18 protein-coding genes and 2 tRNA genes are annotated in these 17,763 nt (G+C 65.1%); 14 read left to right on the top strand and 6 right to left on the bottom strand.

The features are described from left to right. Positions 1 to 170 precede the first annotated feature (170 nt). From CLM60_RS18120 to CLM60_RS18130, 3 genes are read left to right on the top strand one after another with little or no spacing between them, the layout of a single operon-like run. Complete coding sequence (locus tag CLM60_RS18120; RefSeq protein ID WP_095590485.1) at positions 171 to 1,430, top strand: efflux RND transporter periplasmic adaptor subunit; 1,260 nt, start codon at positions 171 to 173, stop codon at positions 1,428 to 1,430. Further along, positions 1,420 to 2,127 carry an ABC transporter ATP-binding protein gene (locus CLM60_RS18125; protein ID WP_095590486.1) on the top strand — a complete coding sequence of 236 codons (708 nt, stop codon included), beginning with the start codon at positions 1,420 to 1,422 and terminating at the stop codon, positions 2,125 to 2,127. The genes CLM60_RS18120 and CLM60_RS18125 overlap by 11 nt, the downstream gene beginning before the upstream one ends. Beyond that, positions 2,127 to 3,335, top strand: coding sequence for an ABC transporter permease (locus CLM60_RS18130; protein WP_095590487.1), 1,209 nt, complete (start codon positions 2,127 to 2,129; stop codon positions 3,333 to 3,335). Before CLM60_RS18125 ends, CLM60_RS18130 begins: the two co-directional genes overlap by 1 nt. Before the next feature lie 56 nt (positions 3,336 to 3,391). On the opposite strand, the gene CLM60_RS18135 is transcribed toward CLM60_RS18130, so the two are convergent. From CLM60_RS18135 to ychF, 3 genes are all read right to left on the bottom strand, one after another. Further along, a tRNA-Ser gene (locus CLM60_RS18135) sits at positions 3,392 to 3,481 on the bottom strand. 64 nt (positions 3,482 to 3,545) lie between these two features. Beyond that, positions 3,546 to 5,399, bottom strand: a complete 1,854-nt coding sequence (locus CLM60_RS18140) for a hypothetical protein (RefSeq protein WP_095590488.1) — start codon at positions 5,397 to 5,399, stop codon at positions 3,546 to 3,548. Between the two features lie 58 nt (positions 5,400 to 5,457). Beyond that, positions 5,458 to 6,555 carry a redox-regulated ATPase YchF gene (ychF, locus tag CLM60_RS18145; RefSeq protein WP_095590489.1) on the bottom strand — a complete coding sequence of 366 codons (1,098 nt, stop codon included), beginning with the start codon at positions 6,553 to 6,555 and terminating at the stop codon, positions 5,458 to 5,460. A 126-nt stretch (positions 6,556 to 6,681) separates the two neighbouring features. Here ychF and CLM60_RS18150 point away from each other — a divergent pair, with 126 nt between their 5' ends. Both CLM60_RS18150 and trpA read left to right on the top strand, forming a co-directional pair. After that, positions 6,682 to 7,092 (top strand): VOC family protein, encoded by a 411-nt coding sequence (locus CLM60_RS18150; RefSeq protein WP_095590490.1) that lies wholly within the window; start codon positions 6,682 to 6,684, stop codon positions 7,090 to 7,092. A 65-nt stretch (positions 7,093 to 7,157) separates the two neighbouring features. Further along, positions 7,158 to 7,949, top strand: coding sequence for a tryptophan synthase subunit alpha (gene trpA / locus CLM60_RS18155; RefSeq protein ID WP_095590491.1), 792 nt, complete (start codon positions 7,158 to 7,160; stop codon positions 7,947 to 7,949). Positions 7,950 to 7,960: 11 nt separating this feature from the next. On the opposite strand, the gene CLM60_RS18160 is transcribed toward trpA, so the two are convergent. Continuing rightward, complete coding sequence (locus tag CLM60_RS18160) at positions 7,961 to 8,734, bottom strand: ZIP family metal transporter (RefSeq protein ID WP_245848468.1); 774 nt, start codon at positions 8,732 to 8,734, stop codon at positions 7,961 to 7,963. A 102-nt stretch (positions 8,735 to 8,836) separates the two neighbouring features. On the opposite strand from CLM60_RS18160, the gene CLM60_RS18165 reads away from it, so the two are divergent. The 9 genes from CLM60_RS18165 to hmuQ all read left to right on the top strand — a co-directional run bounded on the left by CLM60_RS18165 (position 8,837) and on the right by hmuQ (position 15,815). Continuing rightward, positions 8,837 to 10,000, top strand: coding sequence for an alpha-hydroxy acid oxidase (locus tag CLM60_RS18165; protein ID WP_095590492.1), 1,164 nt, complete (start codon positions 8,837 to 8,839; stop codon positions 9,998 to 10,000). Positions 10,001 to 10,143: 143 nt separating this feature from the next. Next, positions 10,144 to 10,788, top strand: a complete 645-nt coding sequence (locus CLM60_RS18170) for a 50S ribosomal protein L25/general stress protein Ctc (RefSeq protein WP_095590493.1) — start codon at positions 10,144 to 10,146, stop codon at positions 10,786 to 10,788. Between the two features lie 118 nt (positions 10,789 to 10,906). Then, entirely contained in the window at positions 10,907 to 11,590 is a 684-nt protein-coding gene (gene pth / locus CLM60_RS18175; RefSeq protein WP_095590494.1) for an aminoacyl-tRNA hydrolase, read from the top strand. Continuing rightward, positions 11,587 to 12,657: a DUF2332 domain-containing protein gene (locus CLM60_RS18180; protein WP_095590495.1), complete on the top strand. Its 1,071-nt coding sequence runs from the start codon at positions 11,587 to 11,589 to the stop codon at positions 12,655 to 12,657. The genes pth and CLM60_RS18180 overlap by 4 nt, the downstream gene beginning before the upstream one ends. Positions 12,658 to 13,008: 351 nt before the next feature. After that, positions 13,009 to 13,545: a hypothetical protein gene (locus CLM60_RS18185; RefSeq protein ID WP_095590496.1), complete on the top strand. Its 537-nt coding sequence runs from the start codon at positions 13,009 to 13,011 to the stop codon at positions 13,543 to 13,545. Positions 13,546 to 13,652: 107 nt separating this feature from the next. Beyond that, the gene (locus CLM60_RS18190) at positions 13,653 to 14,186 is read left to right on the top strand and encodes an RNA polymerase sigma factor (protein ID WP_095590775.1); all 534 of its coding nucleotides are present in this window, start codon (positions 13,653 to 13,655) and stop codon (positions 14,184 to 14,186) included. Further along, positions 14,183 to 14,983, top strand: coding sequence for an anti-sigma factor family protein (locus tag CLM60_RS18195; protein ID WP_095590497.1), 801 nt, complete (start codon positions 14,183 to 14,185; stop codon positions 14,981 to 14,983). The genes CLM60_RS18190 and CLM60_RS18195 overlap by 4 nt, the downstream gene beginning before the upstream one ends. 20 nt (positions 14,984 to 15,003) lie before the next feature. Continuing rightward, complete coding sequence (locus CLM60_RS18200; RefSeq protein ID WP_095590498.1) at positions 15,004 to 15,399, top strand: DUF2237 family protein; 396 nt, start codon at positions 15,004 to 15,006, stop codon at positions 15,397 to 15,399. A 95-nt stretch (positions 15,400 to 15,494) separates the two neighbouring features. Next, positions 15,495 to 15,815 carry a heme-degrading protein HmuQ gene (hmuQ, locus tag CLM60_RS18205; RefSeq protein WP_095590499.1) on the top strand — a complete coding sequence of 107 codons (321 nt, stop codon included), beginning with the start codon at positions 15,495 to 15,497 and terminating at the stop codon, positions 15,813 to 15,815. Between the two features lie 58 nt (positions 15,816 to 15,873). Here hmuQ and CLM60_RS18210 read toward each other — a convergent pair whose 3' ends face one another. Together CLM60_RS18210 and CLM60_RS18220 are read right to left on the bottom strand one after the other, a co-directional pair. Then, the gene (locus tag CLM60_RS18210; protein ID WP_095590776.1) at positions 15,874 to 17,013 is read right to left on the bottom strand and encodes a slipin family protein; all 1,140 of its coding nucleotides are present in this window, start codon (positions 17,011 to 17,013) and stop codon (positions 15,874 to 15,876) included. Between the two features lie 480 nt (positions 17,014 to 17,493). Further along, positions 17,494 to 17,565, bottom strand: a tRNA-Gln gene (locus CLM60_RS18220). Positions 17,566 to 17,763 lie beyond the last annotated feature (198 nt).

The raw sequence follows: 17,763 nt of genomic DNA on the forward strand, positions 1-17,763 counted from the left end.
GCGCCTTGGGCTCGGGGCTTTCCCCAGCCGACCGCGACGCGCGCCGCTCTTGTGGCGAAACGCCGCGTTTTGGTGGTGTAACCGCGTCCTGGCGATTTTTCGCGACGGAACCTCACAACTTTGCCGTTAGGGATGCAAAGGCCAATCGTGCCGGATGTGAGGGTAAGCAGATGGGTTCCGACGACAAAGACATTTCCACAACCATCGGTCTGGGCCGAAAGCGGCGGGTGCCGTGGCTGGCGATTGCCGGGGGGCTTGCCGTTGTGGTGGCCGGCGCGGTCTGGTTCTGGATGCAGGATGACGGCGCGGCTGGCACACAATATGTGACACGCCCGGTCGAGCGGGCGTCGTTCGATGTCACGGTCTCGGCCGTGGGGTCGATCGAGCCCACGGACATGTTCGACATCTCGTCCGAGCTTTCGGGGACCATCGACGACGTTCTGGTCGATTTCAATGACGAGGTCGCGGTCGGCACGGTGCTGGCGCGTCTGGACACCACGAAGCTGGAAGCCGAACGCGCGGTCAAGCAGGCCTCGGTCGAGAATGCGATTGCCGGCGTGGCGATGGCCGAAGCCTCGTTGCAGGAGGCGCAGGAGCTTTACGAGCGCGGATTGGAGTTGAAGGCGCGGGGCGTGGAATCCGAGACCACCTTCATCGCGCAAGAGGCCGCCTATGTCCGCGCCGCGGCCGAGCTGAAGGCGGCGCAGGCGTCGCAGCGGGTGGCCGAGGCGAACCTGGAATACGTCAAGGTCGATCTGGAAAAATCCTGCATCTGCAGCCCGGTGGACGGTGTCGTGCTGGACCGTGCGGTCGAGCCGGGGCAGATCGTCGCCGCCTCGCTTTCGGCGCCGACGCTGTTTACCGTGGCCGAGGATCTGACGCGGATGGAGCTGCAGGTCTATGTCGACGAGGCCGATATCGGCAAGGTCGCCGTGGGCCAGAACGCCACATTCACCGTCGATGCCTATGACGAGCGCAGCTTTCCGGCGGATATCTTCCAGGTGCGTTTCGCCAGCGAGACCGTCGATGGCGTCGTCAGCTACAAGGCGATCCTGAGCGTCGACAACTCGGACCTGTCCTTGCGGCCGGGCATGACGGCATCGGCCGATATCGTGGTCGCCGCGGTGCAAGATGCGCTGGTGGTGCCCAATGCCGCGCTGCGCTATGCCCCCGCGACGCAAGAGGCCGAAACGACCCAGAGCGGATCCCGCAGCGGGCTTGTCGGGATGATCATGCCGGGCCGGCCCGGGGGCGGTCAGCGGACGGTCGCGACCGAAACGGTGCAAAGCACGGTTCATGTGCTGCGCGGCGGGGTGCCGGTGGCGATCGACGTGCAGGTGGGGGAAACCGACGGTTCGGTGACGGCGATCGTGACGACCGAACTGGCCGAGGGCGACCTGGTGATCACGGATCAGACCGATGGACAGTAACGGCCCCATCGTTCGCCTGACCGACATCACCCGGGTCTATGGCAAGGGCGAGGCCGAGCTGCGCGCGCTGGACGGTGTGTCCTTCGACATCCATCGTGGCGAGTTCGTTTCGATCATGGGGCCGTCGGGGTCGGGCAAATCGACGACAATGAATGTCCTGGGCTGCCTGGACAGCCCCACATCCGGCCAATACCTGTTCAACGGGGTCGAGGTCGCCGGGCTGGACCGGGACCAACGGGCGCTGCTGCGGCGGCACTATCTGGGCTTCATCTTCCAGGGCTACAACCTGCTGCCGCGAACCACGGCGCTGCAGAATGTCGAGCTGCCGCTGATCTATAAGGGTATGGGCCGGGACGAGCGCGAGGCGCGGGCGCTGGCGGCGCTGGACAAGGTCGGCCTGGCCGCCCGCGCGCATCACGACCCGTCCGCCCTGTCGGGTGGTCAGCAACAGCGCGTGGCCATCGCGCGGGCGCTTGTAGGCGACCCCGAGGTCATCCTGGCCGACGAGCCGACCGGCAACCTGGACACCAAGCGTTCGGTCGAGATCATGGAGCTGATGGTCGAGCTGAACCGCGCCGAGGGGATCACCATCGTGATGGTCACGCACGAGGATGACATGGCGGCCTTTGGCTCGCGCCTGATCTGGATGGTCGACGGCAAGGTCGAATCCGACAAGGCAATCGAAAGGGCGGCGTGATGCTTTGGGAAACCATCAAACTGGCGGTGCAGTCGATCCTGCGCAACCCGATGCGCAGCTTTCTGACCATCCTGGGCGTGGTGATCGGCGTGGCCGCGGTGATTGCGATGGTAACGGTTGGCAACGGTTCGTCGGCGCAGGTGACGACCGATGTCGAAAGCCTGGGCGCGAACCTGCTGACATTGCGGCCCGGTCAGGACCGGATGGGACCGGGCAGCGATCAGGGCGGCGCGGCGCGGCCCTTTGACCTGGACGATATCGACCGCATCCTGGATCAGATCGGCGCCATCTCGGTCGCGGTGCCCACCGGTTCGCAAACCATTGTCGCCGTGTTCGAGGGCGAGAATTACCAGACCACCGTCACCGGCACCCAGAACGGCTATTTCGAGGCCAAGGACTGGGCGCTGAGCGCCGGGCGGCTGTTCTCGAGCTCGGAGGAAAGCGGCAAGACCGCCTGCATCATCGGCCAGACCGTGCGCGAGGAGCTGATGGGCAGCGCCGATCCCATCGGCCGCAAGATCCGGATCGACAACCTGAACTGTACCGTCGTCGGGCTGCTCGAGGCCAAGGGGGCGAACACCTTCGGCCAGGATCAGGACGACACCGTCATCATGCCGTTCAAGACCTTTGCCCGCCGGATCGCGGGATCGACCGATGTCTCGTCGATCACGCTGTCGGTGCGCGACGGCTATTCCACTGACCGGGCCATCGACGACCTGACCAACCTGATGCGCGAGATCCGCCGCATCCAACCCGGCGATGACGACGATTTCTCGATCCGCGACACCGAACAGCTGGCCAACATGCTGGGCAGCGTCACGTCGGTTCTGACCGGGCTGCTGTCGGCGGTGGCGGCGGTCAGCCTGCTGGTGGGCGGGATCGGGATCATGAACATCATGCTGGTGTCGGTCACCGAACGCACCCGTGAAATCGGCATCCGCATGGCGGTGGGCGCACAGGCCAGCCAGGTGCTGCTGCAATTTTTGGTCGAGGCGATTGTCCTGTCGGCCCTGGGCGGCGTGATCGGCATTGCCCTGGGGCTGGCGATGGGGGCCATCGGCTCATCGATGCTGAACGTGCCCTTCATCCCCGATCCGGGCACCATCGCGCTGGCCTTCGGGTTTTCGGCGGTGGTGGGCATCGTCTTCGGCTATTTCCCCGCCCGCGCCGCGGCCCGTCTGGACCCGATCGAGGCCCTGCGCCACTAGCGCATCGCACCCTACCCGGGTTGATGCGGCTTATGGACGCGGGTCTTTGGGGTGGGTGGCGGAGACGAAGGGATTCGAACCCTCGAGACGGTTTCCCGCCTACTCCCTTAGCAGGGGAGCGCCTTCGACCACTCGGCCACGTCTCCGCCGACCCGTGTATCGGCCCCGTGCGGCGAAAACAAGAGCGAAATTGGCCGATTGTCGGCCCGTTTATTTGTCGAGCCGCAGCGCGTCGATCAGCGAGGGCACGGCCGCGTCGGCACTGGGCAATTCGGCATCCAGCAAAATCGTGCGCTCTGCCGCGGCCTCGCCGTTGCGACCCGAGAACACCTGGATGCGCACCGGGCGGTGGGTGGCGATCAGTTCCAGATAGTTCTGGTTCACGTTCTGGAAATTTCCGGCCACCATTTCGGCCGACAGGCGGAACTCGAAATTACCGTTGTTCTGCGCGGCCTGGGTGAATTGCGCGGCCTCGGCCGGGGTCATCTTCAGTTCGGTCAGGTTCGGAAAGAACGTGTTGCGCATGTTGAAGCCCAGCTGAAGCGCGTCGAATTGCTGGTATTGTGCGTTCAGTCCCTGCAGCGGCATCACCTTGCGCACGGGATCATAGGTGCCGATGCGCAGCGTGCCGCGAAAGCTCATCATCCGCGGCCCCTTGGTTTCGCCCAGCGCGGCGAAGGCCTCGGCGCGGCGGGCGTCGGGGTTGGGCTGGCCCAGGGCATAGGCATCGGCCAGCGCCTTGGCGGCGGCCTCGTTGCCATTGATTGCGTTGACGGCGCGCACGAAATCCTCGCCGCCCGATATCGGCTGACCCAGGTAAAGCGCGGCCTTGTCCGCCTGTTGCTGGCGCGCCTTCAGGACCGGGGTGAAATCATACAGCACCTGGCTGAGCCCCTGATCGGCAAAAAGCGCGATCTGCACCAATTGGGTGTGCATGCCCGGGCGGCTGTTGCCATAGCTTTGCTTGATCGACGGCGGCAGCTCGGGGTCGATCTCGGCGAAGACCGCCATGTAGAGCCGTGTGTCGTTGCGGCTGCGCAGATAGGCGTCCAGCTGCCGGGCCTGTTCGACGCTGGTCTTCAGCTCGGACGGCAGGACGATCGAATCGAAGGCATTGCGCAGCGACACCGCGTTCCACTGGGCGCCGGGATGGTTGCGCAGCCCACTGGCATTCAGCGGAAACGCCCCGGTTTCAAAGCTGTATTCGCCCAGCTGGACCGGCACCGAATGATAGACCTTGATCGGCCCGGTCTGGCGCCGCTGATCCAGCCCCGGTTTCAGCTGGGTGCGGATGCGGTTGGCCAGATCGCGGCGTTCAAACACCGAAAGCTGCGACAGGTGCTTGCCCGCATAGGGGCCCATCAGCTGCTGATGTTCGGCAGGTGTCAGCATCTGTTCGACCAGCGCCATCGCCATCTGGTCGTCGTTCAGCATCTGCGGCCGCTCGGCATAGGCCCGGGCGGCCAGCACCCGCTGCCAGATCCGGTCATTGCCAAGCGCGAAATGCCCGCGCACCGATGCGACCGAGCCAAAGAGCGGCGTGAATTGTTCGAAACTCAGGCCCGGGGCGACCTTGGGGCGCTCTGGCACCACGGGCTCGGCCGGTTTGGCGGGCGCCGCGGCTTCGGCGGTCTTGGCGGGGGCCGTCTTGGCCGCGACAGGCTGCGGGGCAACGGCGGGTTCGGTCACGGCGGCAACCGGCGTATCGGCGGATTTGGGCGCCGGGGTCGCGGGATCCAGGCGCCAGTCCCGGTCGCGCGTCACGTCGAAGCTGAAATCGATGCCGCGAAAGCTGCCCTTTACCGTCAGCGCGTCGATATCGGGACAGCTTTTGCCCAAGCCCCCGGCCATGCGTGCCACCAGATCGACCACCGCCTTGCGGTCGTCGGAAAACAGCACCACCGCCGGCCCCTCGAGCGTGAATTCGGGTGGGGATTTGCACGAGATCGCCGAGGGCGCCCAGATCGTGAACCCCGATGCGGAAAGTTCGGTTCTGTCCTTGGCCGCCACGGCCGATGCGGCCAGAATACCCGCAGCCGCGATCCGAAAAGTCGTGCAAAACATCTTGTTTCCCCAAATACCCTGCAAACAGGTTTCAGGGCGGGGCAGATTCTGTCAAGCGTCAGGCATTGAAAAGGAAGTGCATGACATCGCCGTCCTTGACCAGATAGCTCTTGCCTTCGGCGCGCATCTTGCCGGCATCCTTGGCGCCCTGCTCGCCATTCGCGGCGACATAATCGTCATAGGCCACGGTTTCGGCGCGGATGAAGCCACGTTCGAAATCGCCATGGATGACGCCCGCCGCCTGCGGTGCCAGCATACCCCGGGTGATGGTCCAGGCGCGTGCCTCTTTCGGGCCGACGGTGAAATAGGTCTGTAGCCCGAGCAGGTCGTATCCGGCGCGGATCATGCGATCGAGCCCCGCCTCTTTCAGGCCCAGCTCGTCCAGGAACATTTCGGCCTCGTCGGCGTCCAGCTGGCTGATCTCTTCCTCGATCTTGGCCGAGATCACCACATGCGCCGCGCCCTGTTCGGCGGCCATCTTGGCCACGGCCTCGGAATGGGCGTTGCCGGTGGCGGCCTCGTCCTCGGCCACGTTGCAGACGTAAAGGATCGGCTTGGTGGTCAGCAGTTGCAGCATGTCCCAGGCCTTGCGGTCATCCTCGGCCACATCGACCGTGCGGGCGGGTTTACCGGATTCCAGCACCGCCTGCGCCTCTTTCAACAGGCGTTCCTGCTGGACGGCCTCCTTGTCGCCGCCGCGCACCTTGCGCACGATGTTCTGCAACCGCTTCTCGATACTTTCCATGTCGGCCAGCATCAGCTCGGTCTCGATCACCTCGGCATCCTCGACCGGGTTCACGCGCCCCTCCACATGGGTCACGTCGCCATCCTCAAAGCAGCGCAGCACATGGGCGATGGCGTCGCATTCGCGGATATTGGCCAGGAACTGGTTGCCCAGCCCCTCGCCCTTGCTGGCGCCCTTCACCAGGCCCGCGATATCGACGAAGGTCATCCGCGCCGGGATGATCTGCTTCGACCCGGCAATGCCCGCCAGCGTGTCCAGCCGCGCATCCGGCACGGCGACCTCGCCCACATTCGGCTCGATCGTGCAGAACGGGAAATTCGCCGCCTGCGCCGCGGCGGTTTTCGTCAATGCGTTGAACAGCGTCGACTTGCCCACATTGGGCAGGCCCACGATACCGGTCTTGAACCCCATGACGGCGCCCTTTCATTCGATGTCGCGCCGCTTCTACGGTGCGGAACCGGCACGCGCAAGCCGCAGAGGCCGACCGATATGTTACATTCGCCCAATAGACTGCAACCGACCCTGACGGAGACCCCGATGCCCAGCCCATATATTCACTTTCACGACTGCTGCCGTGCGGCGATGGAATTCTATCGCGATGTGTTCGGCGGCACGCTTGAGCTGATGGGATACGACCAGATGCCCGATGCCCCGGACGAAGTCGCAAGCTCGGACAAGGTCATGCATGCCACCCTGTCCACGCCACAGGGTCCGATCTTTGCCTCGGACGCCTATCCGGGTCATACCGCGCCGCCGCAGGCGTCGGTGTCGATCTCGTGGGACACCGCCACGGTCGACGAGGGGCGGTCGATCTTCGACGCGTTGCTGGCGGATGGTGGCGAGGTCACGATGCCCTATACCGAAACCTTCTTCTCCCCCGGCTTCGGCATGGTCAAGGACCGTTTCGGCACCCATTGGATGATCATGACCTATCCCGAAGCGGGCTGATCCGGCTTGCCCTTTGCGGCGCGCTCTGGCACTTGGTTTTGACGACAGATCCAGGGAGCGCCCGCATGAGCCGTATCGACGCCAAATTCGCCAAGCTAAAGGCCGAAGGCAAGAAAGCCTTTGTCGCCTATGTCATGGCGGGCGATCCCGATTACGATACGTCACTGGAAATCGTGAAAGGGCTGCCCGCCGCCGGTGTCGATGTGATCGAGCTGGGCATGCCGTTCACCGACCCGATGGCCGATGGCCCGACAATCCAGCTGGCCGGTCAGCGCGCGCTGGAGGGCGGCCAGACGCTGGACAAGACCCTGCAGATGGTGCGCGAGCTGCGCAAGACCGATCAGGAAACCCCGGTGGTGATGATGGGCTATTACAACCCGATCTACAGCCGTGGCGTCGACACCTTCCTGGCCCAGGCGCAGGAAGCCGGGATCGACGGCCTGATCGTGGTCGACCTGCCCCCCGAAGAGGATGAAGAGCTGTGCATCCCCGCGCAAAAGGCCGGGCTGAACTTCATCCGGCTGGCCACGCCCACCACCGATGACAAGCGCCTGCCCAAGGTGCTGCAGAACACCAGCGGTTTCGTCTATTACGTGTCGATCACCGGCATCACCGGCGCGGCCGAGGCACAGGCCGGTGACGTGGGCCCCGAGGTCGCGCGCATCAAGTCCCAGACCGATCTGCCGGTGATCGTGGGCTTCGGCATCAAGACGCCCGAGGCCGCCGAACAGATCGCCAGCGTGGCCGATGGCGCCGTCGTCGGTTCGGCCATCGTGAAGCTGGTGCAGGAAAAGCGCCCGGTGCCCGACATTCTGGCTTACGTCAAATCGCTGGCCGACGGCGCGCATCGCGCCTGATCGCGGGCGGTTCAGCCCAGCGTCACATCCAGGATCATCATCAGGATCAGCCCCACCATCAGCCCGGTGGTGGCCGCGTCCTGATGCCCGTGGCGGTGCGTTTCGGGGATGATCTCGTGGCTGATGATATAGAGCATCGCGCCTGCGGCAAAGGTCAGCCCCCAGGGCAGCACCAGCGCTGAAACCCCAACCGCCGCCGCGCCGATCACCCCGCCCAGCGGCTCGACCAGCCCGGTGGCCAGCGCCACGCCAAAGGACCGCCAACGCCCGAACCCCTGCCCGCGCAATGCCACGGCAACGGCCAGCCCCTCGGGCGCGTTTTGCAGGCCGATCCCCGTGGCCAGCGCGGCGCCGTTGGCGATATCGCCGCCGCCGAACCCAACACCCACGGCCATGCCTTCGGGGAAGTTGTGGATGGTGATGGCGATGACAAACAGCCAGATCTTGGCCAGCGCACCGGCATCGGCGCCCTCGGGACCCGTGATGAAATGCTCATGCGGCAGCGTCTTGTTCAAGACCGCCACCAGCAGCCCGCCCAACGCAATGCCGCCCCCCGCGATCAGGGCCGCGGCCAGCACCGAGCCATAGACCGCCTCGGCCGCCTCCAGCCCCGGCAGGATCAGCGAAAAGAACGCCGCCGACAGCATCACCCCGGCGGCAAACCCCAGCATCCGGTCATTGGCCCGCCGCGACACCGCGCGTCCGGCCAGCACCGGCAAGGCGCCCACCGCCGTCATCATGCCAGCCGCCAGCGACCCCAGAAATCCCAACAGAACGATGCTCATGCCCCATCTATGCCCCCTGCGCGCGGGACTGCCAACGGGACAAATAGCGGTTGAATGAAATCCGCCCCATTGGTAACGATTTCTTACCAATAGGAGCATCCCATGCCCACAATCACCTGTATCGAAGACCTTCGCCGCCTGTACAAACGCCGCGCGCCCAAGATGTTCTATGACTATGCCGAGGCGGGCAGTTGGACCGAACAGACCTTTCGCGAGAACACCAGCGACTTCAACAAGATCTATCTGCGCCAGCGGGTTGCGGTGGATATGACGGGGCGCTCGACCGCCAGCCGGATGATCGGCCAGGATGTCGCGATGCCGGTGGCGCTGGCGCCCGTGGGGATGACCGGGATGCAATCGGCCGATGGCGAGATCAAGGCCGCCCGCGCTGCCGAAAGATTCGGCGTGCCCTATACCCTGTCGACCATGTCGATCTGTTCGATCGAGGATGTCGCCGCCCACACGCAGAAACCGTTCTGGTTCCAGCTTTACGTGATGCGCGATCAGGATTACGTCGCCCGGCTGATCCAGCGCGCCAAGGACGCCAAATGCAGCGCGATGGTGCTGACGCTGGATCTGCAGATCCTGGGCCAGCGGCACAAAGACCTGAAAAACGGCCTGTCGACCCCGCCCAAACCGACGCCGCGCACCTTGTTGGATCTGTCGACCAAATGGCGCTGGGGGATCGAGATGTTGCAGACCCAGCGGCGCCAGTTCGGCAATATCGTGGGCCACGCCAAGGATGTGGCCGACATGAGCTCGCTCATGGATTGGACCCACAAACAGTTCGACCCGCAACTCGACTGGGAGAAGGTCAAGGAATACAAACGCATGTGGGGCGGCCCGCTGATCCTGAAGGGGATTCTGGACGCCGAAGACGCGAAAAAGGCGCTGGATGTGGGGGCCGATGCGATCATCGTGTCGAACCATGGCGGGCGTCAGCTGGATGGCGCGCTGTCGGCCATTCGCGCCCTGCCCGCGATCCTGGATGCGGTGGGCGACAAGATCGAGGTGCATCTGGACAGCGGCATCCGGTCGGGTCAGGACGTGCTGAAAGCCGTGGCGATGGGGGCCAAGGGCACCTATATCGGGCGCGCCTATATCTATGGGCTTGGCGCGATGGGCGAAGCGGGCGTGACCAAGGCGCTGGAAATCCTGCACAAGGAACTGGACACGACCATGGCGCTTTGCGGGCGCAAGCAGGTCACCGATCTGGACCGCGACATCCTGCTGGTGCCCGAGGATTTCACGGGCCGCTGGGCCTGATCCGGACCCGCGCCGAAAACCCGTTGAAAACCGCATGAAACGGCAGATTCCCCCCTTTTCAAGCTGGGAAATCTGCCGTATACGCGCGGCTTCATCTGGGCATACACCCTTGGAGGATGCCCGCAACCTTAGGAGAATACATCATGGCTGGTCAGATTCCTGATCTGAATGCCACGGTACGGACGGGGACAGGCAAGGGGGCCGCTCGTCAAGCACGCCGTGAAAATCTGGTACCGGGCGTTGTTTATGGCGGCGGGACCGACCCGATGCCGATCAACGTCAAGTTCAACGAACTGTTCAAGATGCTGAAGGCGGGTCGTTTCCTGTCGACGCTCTTCAACCTGAAGATCGAGGGCGAGGAAGACGTGCGCGTGATCTGCCGCAATGTGCAGCGCGACGTCGTCAAGGACCTGCCGGTGCACCTGGACCTGATGCGTCTGCACCGCACTTCGCGGATCAACCTGTTCATCCCGGTCGAGTTCCAGAACGAGGAAGAGGCGCCCGGCCTGAAGCGCGGCGGCGTTCTGACCATCGTCCGTCCCGAGGTCGAGCTGAAAGTCACCGCGGGCGATATCCCCGAGAAGCTGACCGTTGACCTGAGCGGCCTGGACATCGGCGACACGATCACGATCTCGTCGATCACCCTGCCCCAGGGCACGCGCCCGATGATCACCGACCGTGACTTCGTCATCGCCAACATCGCCGCGCCTTCGGGCCTGCGGTCGTCCGATGACGCCGACGCGGGCGAAGGCGAAGCCGAAGCCGAAGAGGCCACCGCCGAAGAATAAGTGTCCGCGGATACTTGAAGCCAGTTTGAAACGCGAGGGGGACGCCCCCTCGCGTTTTTCTTTTGCCGCCCTGCGGCGTTCGCCCTAAAACGGGCGCCAACGAAGACGGAGCGGAAACGTGCGGCTGTTTGTAGGATTGGGAAACCCCGGCGCGAAATACGCGCAGAACCGGCATAATATCGGGTTCATGGCGCTGGACCGGATCGCCGAGGATCACGGCTTTGCCCCCTGGCGCGGCAAGTTTCAGGGATCGGTATCCGAAGGGCGGCTGGGATCGGACAAGGTCATCCTGCTGAAACCCGAAACCTTCATGAACCTGTCGGGTCAATCCGTGGGCGAGGCGATGCGGTTCTATAAGCTGACCCCCGCCGATGTGGTGGTGTTCCATGACGAGCTGGACCTGGCCCCCGGCAAGGCCCGTGTCAAACAGGGCGGCGGTCATGCGGGCCACAACGGGCTGCGGTCGATCCACGCCCATATCGGGGCCGATTACGGCCGTGTGCGGCTGGGCATCGGCCACCCGGGCCACAAGGACGCCGTGGCGGGCTATGTCCTGCGCGATTTTCCCAAGGCCGATGCCGATTGGCTGGACGACCTGCTGCGCGGGATCAGCGATGGCGCGCCGTATCTGGCCGATGGCGACAGCGGCAAGTTCATGAACGCGGTCGCCCTGCGCGTGGCCCCGTCCCGGTCATCGACGACCAAGGGCGCGGCGAAGCCAGCCCCGGCCCCCAAGCCGCAGCCGGAGCCGGAACCCGATGCGCGCAGCCCGCTGCAAAAGCTGGTGGACAAGTTCAAGTGAGCCCCCGCGCCGCCTTTCGCAAGCAGGCCATGTCTTGCGAGGGGTTGGGCTCGCCCTTTACCGCGCGGCTGCTGCGGCTGATTGCCGACCGGCTGGAACCGGGGGGCGCCGTGGCCGACCGGATCCTGAGCTGGCGCGGCGATATCGGCAGCGCCGGTGCGTCGGTCCCGTTGCGGCTGGCGGGCACGCTGCATGGGCTGGTTCTGGATGGAAGCGCCCCGGACCTGGCCGCGCAGTATCCCCCCAACGGCACCGATGACGATGCGCTTTGGCACGCTATCGAAACCGCCCTGCACACGCATGAGGCCCGCATTCAAACATGGCTGGACAGCCCGCCCCAGACGAACGAGGTCCGGCGCAGCGCGGCCCTGATCGCGGTGGCGCATTGGCTGAGCGCGCGCACGGGCCTGCCCCTGATCCTGTCCGAAATCGGGGCCAGCGCCGGGCTGAACCTGCATTGGGATCGCTATGCGCTGCGTCTGCCCGGTGCGACATTCGGCCCGGACCAACCGGTTCTGACCCTGTCGCCCGATTGGGCCGGCCCCCTGCCCCCGGCCGTGCGCCCGCGCATCGCGGATCGGCGCGGTGTCGATCTGAACCCGCTGAACCCCGCCGATCCGGCGCATGTGCTGCGGCTGCTGTCCTATATCTGGCCCGATCAGCCCGACCGGATGGAACGCACCCGCGCCGCACTGACCCTTCCGCCCGCGCCGGTCGATCAGGCCGACGCGGTGGACTGGCTGGGGCCGCGCCTGGCGGCCCGGCACCCGGGACATGTGCACCTGATCTGTCACACGGTCGCCTGGCAATACCTGCCGGCAGAGGCGCAATCCCGCGGTGAAGCAATCATTGCCGCAGCCGGTGCACAGGCCACCGCAGATGCGCCGCTGGCCTGGTTCGGGATGGAGGCTGACGGCCACGCCCCCGGTGCTGCGCTGACCCTGCGGCTGTGGCCCGGCGATGTGACGATCCCCATGGGTCGGGCCGATTTCCACGGCCGCTGGATCGACTGGCAGGCCCCCGCGCCCGAGGGCGCTGTGAAAAATTTCACCACCCCCCGCGAATAATCGCGCGCCCCAAGGCGTTGTTACTGTGACGGCACCGCAAACGCCGTCGCAGAAGACCCAGACCACCGCAGCGGTGCTGCATATTGAAACCCGCGCCGGGTGGGCTGACGAACTACATTAAGATCAGGGAATTTCATAATGAAAACATTTGCTTGTGTATGTCTCGTAATGTGTGCCCTGACGGGTGGCGCCCTTGCCAAAGGGGGCGTGTCGGCATCGGCGACACTGTCCAGCACCCAAAGTACCAAGACCGGCACCGGGTTCGGCGATCTTAATACCGTCGACACCCTGCGCTGGTTGCCCTGAACGACAACCCTATCTGAAACCGAGATATTGAACCGGAGATCCAAGATGAAAACCACAATCCTGTCCCTTGCCGCAGTCACCCTGATGTCGGGCGCGGCCCTGGCCGCGGGGTCGGACAGCACGACCCCGCCGAAGCCCACGGAAACCACGACCGTCTGCCAGGATGGTCAGATCTTTGACGCCGCGACCAAGACCTGCCTGGATTCCAAGGCCGATCTGTTCGACGACACCAACCGCTATGAGGCGGCGCGCGAGATGGCCTATGCCGGGCAATACACCGAGGCCCTGACCGTTCTGGCCAGCGCCGAGAATGCCAGCGATCCGCGCATCCTGAACTACAAGGGGTTCGTGAACCGCAAGCTGGGCCATTCGGACCTGGCGATGGCGTATTACACCGCCGCGCTGAAGGTCGACCCCGACTATATCCTGGCGCGGTCCTATATGGGTCAGGGCCTGGTGGCCGAGGGCGATTTCGTCGGCGCCCGCAACCAGCTGATCGAAATCCGCGCCCGTGGCGGCGAAGGCAGCTGGGCCGAAGCCTCGCTGGAACAGGCCCTGATGGGCCAAGTCAGCGACTGGTAAACCCCGTGCAGGCGCGTGCCCACATATCCAATGCCGCGTCGGGGCCGATCCCCGGCGCGGTTCGGGCGCGGGTACATCCTGTCTTTACCTATCAGACCTGCGCTGGCATGATCCGCGCAAAAGACGATGCGGGGGTTGGTGTGGCCGATACGGACAGGCTGAGACAGGCGCTTGTTGCGCAATTGCCGCGGATGCGGCGTTTTGCCTGGTCATTGACGCGCAACCACGCCGATGCCGAGGATCTGCTGCAATCCAGCTGCGAACGCGCGATGCTGAACGCAGCCAGCGCGCCCGATGGCGATGGGCTGTTGCCGTGGACCTTTACCATGATGCGCAACCTGTGGATTTCCGAAACCCGCAAGCGCGGCGTGCGCCAGGGTGCGGGCCAGGTCGACGCGCAGGACGCAACCGAGCTGAAGACCGCATCGGGCCCCGAGGATGCCGTGCGCAGTTCCCAGCTGATGGCCCAGATCCGCGCCCTGCCCGAAGGGTTTTCCGCCGTGTTGCTGCTGGTCAGCGTCGAAGGGCACAGCTATCAGGAAGCCGCCGATATCCTGGGTATTCCCGTCGGAACGGTGATGTCCCGCATGTCGGGCGCGCGACAGAAACTGAAAGCCGCCATGGCGGAGGAACCGGCATGACGACCCCGTCCCCTATCACCGATCCCGCCCTGCTGGAGCGTCTGAGCGCCTATGTCGATGGCGCGCTGTCGCCTGACCAGATGACCGAGGTCGAGGCGCTGGCCGCACGCGACCCCGCCGTTCTGGCCGAAATCGAGAGCCTGCAGGCGCTGGATCTGCAATTGAACGATGCCTTTGACCAGATGCTGGATCTGCCCGGCGCGGATGCGCTGCCCCCGGCGTTGCAACCCGTGGCGCCCACGGCCGCCAACCTGAACCAGGCCCCCAGCTGGGGCTTCGGGCAGATTGCAGCGATGCTGGCCATGTTGCTGGTCGGCGCGGGCGGCGGCTGGTTCGTGGCACAGAACAGCGCGCCCCCGGCGCAGGTCGCGCAAGCGCGCGGCTGGATGGCCGAGGTCGCCGATTACCACCGTGTCTATGCCACCCAGGTGCGGCACCTGGCCGAGGTTCCCGCCAGCGAGAAAGAGCATATTGAGGCCTGGCTGGGCCAGACCACCGGCGTCCCGTTCAAGGTGCCCGACCTGTCCGCCGCAGGCTACACGTTCCAGGGGGCGCGGCTGCTGGTGGCGGCGGGCAAGCCGGTGTCGCAGCTGCTTTACACCGATGCGGCGGGCCAGGTTCTGGCGATCTGCGCGATTGCCGGCGGCGATCCCGAAGGCACGGGCGAGTTCACACCGCGCGATTTCGGGGATGTGCAGATGGTGAACTGGAAAACCGGGACGGCGTCCTATGTTGTTGTGGGCACACCCGATATGGATCTGCCGGTCCTGGCCCGGCAGGTCGCCCAAGAGATCTGATCACCAACGGAACTTTGCCCGTGAACAAAGACCCATCGCTGAACATCCTGGGCACCGCACTGGCGCCCTGTTCGACCGCCCCGATGACCGGCTATTTCCGCAACGGCCATTGCGACACCTGCGCCGAAGACACCGGCAGCCACACGGTCTGCGTCGTGCTGACGGCCGAATTTCTGGCGTTCTCGAAATATGTCGGCAACGATTTGTCGACCCCGCGCCCCGAAATGCGCTTTCCCGGCCTCAAGCCCGGCGACCGCTGGTGCCTGTGCGCCAGCCGGTTCCTGCAGGCGCATGAAGAGGGCTGCGCGCCGCGTGTCGATCTGACCGCCACCCATCAGCGGGCGCTGGAGATCGTGCCGATCGAGGTTCTGAACATGCATGCGGCGGATCGTCTGGACCCCTCGACCGGCGCTTGACCCGGGCGCGCGGATCGGCTCATCTCGACCGGCAAGCCATTTTCCAGGCACTGGAACGCGCCAGCCCACACGTCAATTCCAGCCGAGAGCACACCATGACCTATATCGCCATGAACCGTTTCAAGGTCCGCCCGGGGTCCGAAGAGGATTTCGAGAACATCTGGCGCAGCCGCGAAAGCCATCTGAAGGAGCTGAAGGGATTTCGCGAATTCCGCCTGCTGAAGGGACCCCAGGGCGACGGCTATCAGCTGTATTCCAGCCATGTGATCTGGGACAGCCGCGCCGATTTCGAAGCCTGGACCAAATCCCAGCAATTCCGCGATGCGCACAAGGACGCGGGCAATCGCGGCACGCAATCGGCGCTGATGGGGCCGCCGCAATTCGAAGGGTTCGAAACCATCCTGGAAGAGGTCTGACCCCAACGGAATGACCCGCCCGGACGTATCCGGACGGGTCCTGTTTTCAGCCCCAGTTTCAACCTTGGCGCAAGCGCACCAGATCGCTCATCAGCCCTTCGGTCCCGTTGTGAACCGTCAGCTGATCGACCTTGCCGGCGATGGTTTCCAGCGCCTCCAGCTCTTTCAGGCGCAGCATCACCGGGTTGTCGGCCATGACCTTGGCCGTGTTCAGAAGCGACCGCGTTGCGTTCGTTTCCTCGCGGCGCCGGATCACGTTGGCCTCGGCCTCTTTCTGGGCCTCGACCACCTGGTTCAGGATCGCGCGCATCTCGCCCGGCAGGATCACGTCCTTCAGGGCGATCTCGCCGACCTCGATCCCGATCCCGGCCATTTCGGCCCGCACGGCCTGGGCCGCCGCGACATCGACCGACACCTTGTCGGCCAGCAGCCGGTCCAGCGTCAGCGCCCCCAGCGTCTTGCGGAACGCCAGTTGCAGCGCGCGGTGCAGCGCCTCGGCGAAGTCGGCCACCGCCGTGACCGCCCGCAGGGGATCCGTGACACGATAGGTGGCCGACAGGTTCACCCGCAGCGACACGCGGTCGGCTGTCAGGATCTCCTGGCCTGTCACCTCCTTGGTCTGCCAGCGGGTATCCACCAGCCGGATCAGATGCTTGCGCCCCAGGTTCCAGAACCAATAGGTCCCGGCGGGCAGCACCCGGGTCTGCACCCCGTCGACCGACAGGATCCCGACCCGGCCCTCGGCGATCTCGGCGCTGGTCATCTGCGCCACCAGCCCCGACCGCATCAGCCGACGCGCCAGCACAGGCGGCACCGCATGGTCCCCCGCGACATCCAGACGCTCCACCATCCAGCGAGCGGCATCGGTCCAGACGACCCGGCGGGTGTCCTGGGTGATGACCGCGAACGCCCGGCCGTCGCGATACAGGATCGCGATCTCGTCGGCGCCGGTCTCGACCACCGTCAGATGGGTTTCGACCAGGTCGGGGCGTTCCCGCAGAAGCGCATCTTCATAGACGCTTTCGAAACGCGGAGTGTTCAGATCAAACAGGGTCACCTGCACGTCCCGGCGCGGCATCCGGTGTTCGCCGGGGCCAAGGATCGTGTCGAACCGCCCCTTGCGCAGCACCAGGGCACGCTGGGTTTCGGTCAGGGTCAGGCGCTGCTTTTGCAGCAGAAAATCAACGATACGTGTCATGATCATCACTCCTTCATTCGTTTCGTCATCGTCGTCGCAAGATGCGATCTCCTTTGGTTTCAGGGGGTTGCGCCGTGTGGCGACAGGTGTGTGACCAAGGCGGGATTGCCATGGGCGGAAATGTGACAGGCGCCGGGGCCGCCCCACGCCAAAGCCCTGCGCGGGATGGGGGCGAGCGGGGCGCGGGCCACGGGGCGCGCCATCGGGCAAAGCCGTCAGGCGGGCCAAAGGCCGGCGGCACCATCATCCCCCGCTCCGGCTCAGGGCCAGAGCAGCGGCGGGCCGTTGCCGCGCACCCCACGGGGCGCTTGGCGCGGAACCACCCCTGCTGGGGCAACCCCGGAGCCCGAATTTTGAACCGTTTGCGTACGGTCCGGCTTAAAAGGCCGGTGCTGCTGTCGCAGCGAAGTGCAAAGACGGGAGTCGAACCCGTGACAAATCGAGCCTGAATCGATTGCTCTACCAGACTGAGCTACGTTGCGGTTTTGGAAGGACTCGAACCTTCGCCCACAGACCCAAAATCTGTTGCTCTATCCAACTGAGCTACAAAACACCCGAACAGATCGAAACCGGCCCAGGCATACGGGGCTGGCAGCGCCGCCCGCACCGGCAGAGTGATCACCTCTGGCCGCTTGGGTCCGGTCCGTTTCGGCCGGGGCTGCTGAATACGGCGGGTGCGGGGATTCGTTCAACCAAACGGTTAAGCGTCAAATCGGCCTGTGGCGCGGGCGCAACAAAATTACCCACCTA

It is taken from the genome of Actibacterium ureilyticum (genome assembly GCF_002285435.1).
Classification (GTDB): domain Bacteria; phylum Pseudomonadota; class Alphaproteobacteria; order Rhodobacterales; family Rhodobacteraceae; genus Actibacterium_C; species Actibacterium_C ureilyticum.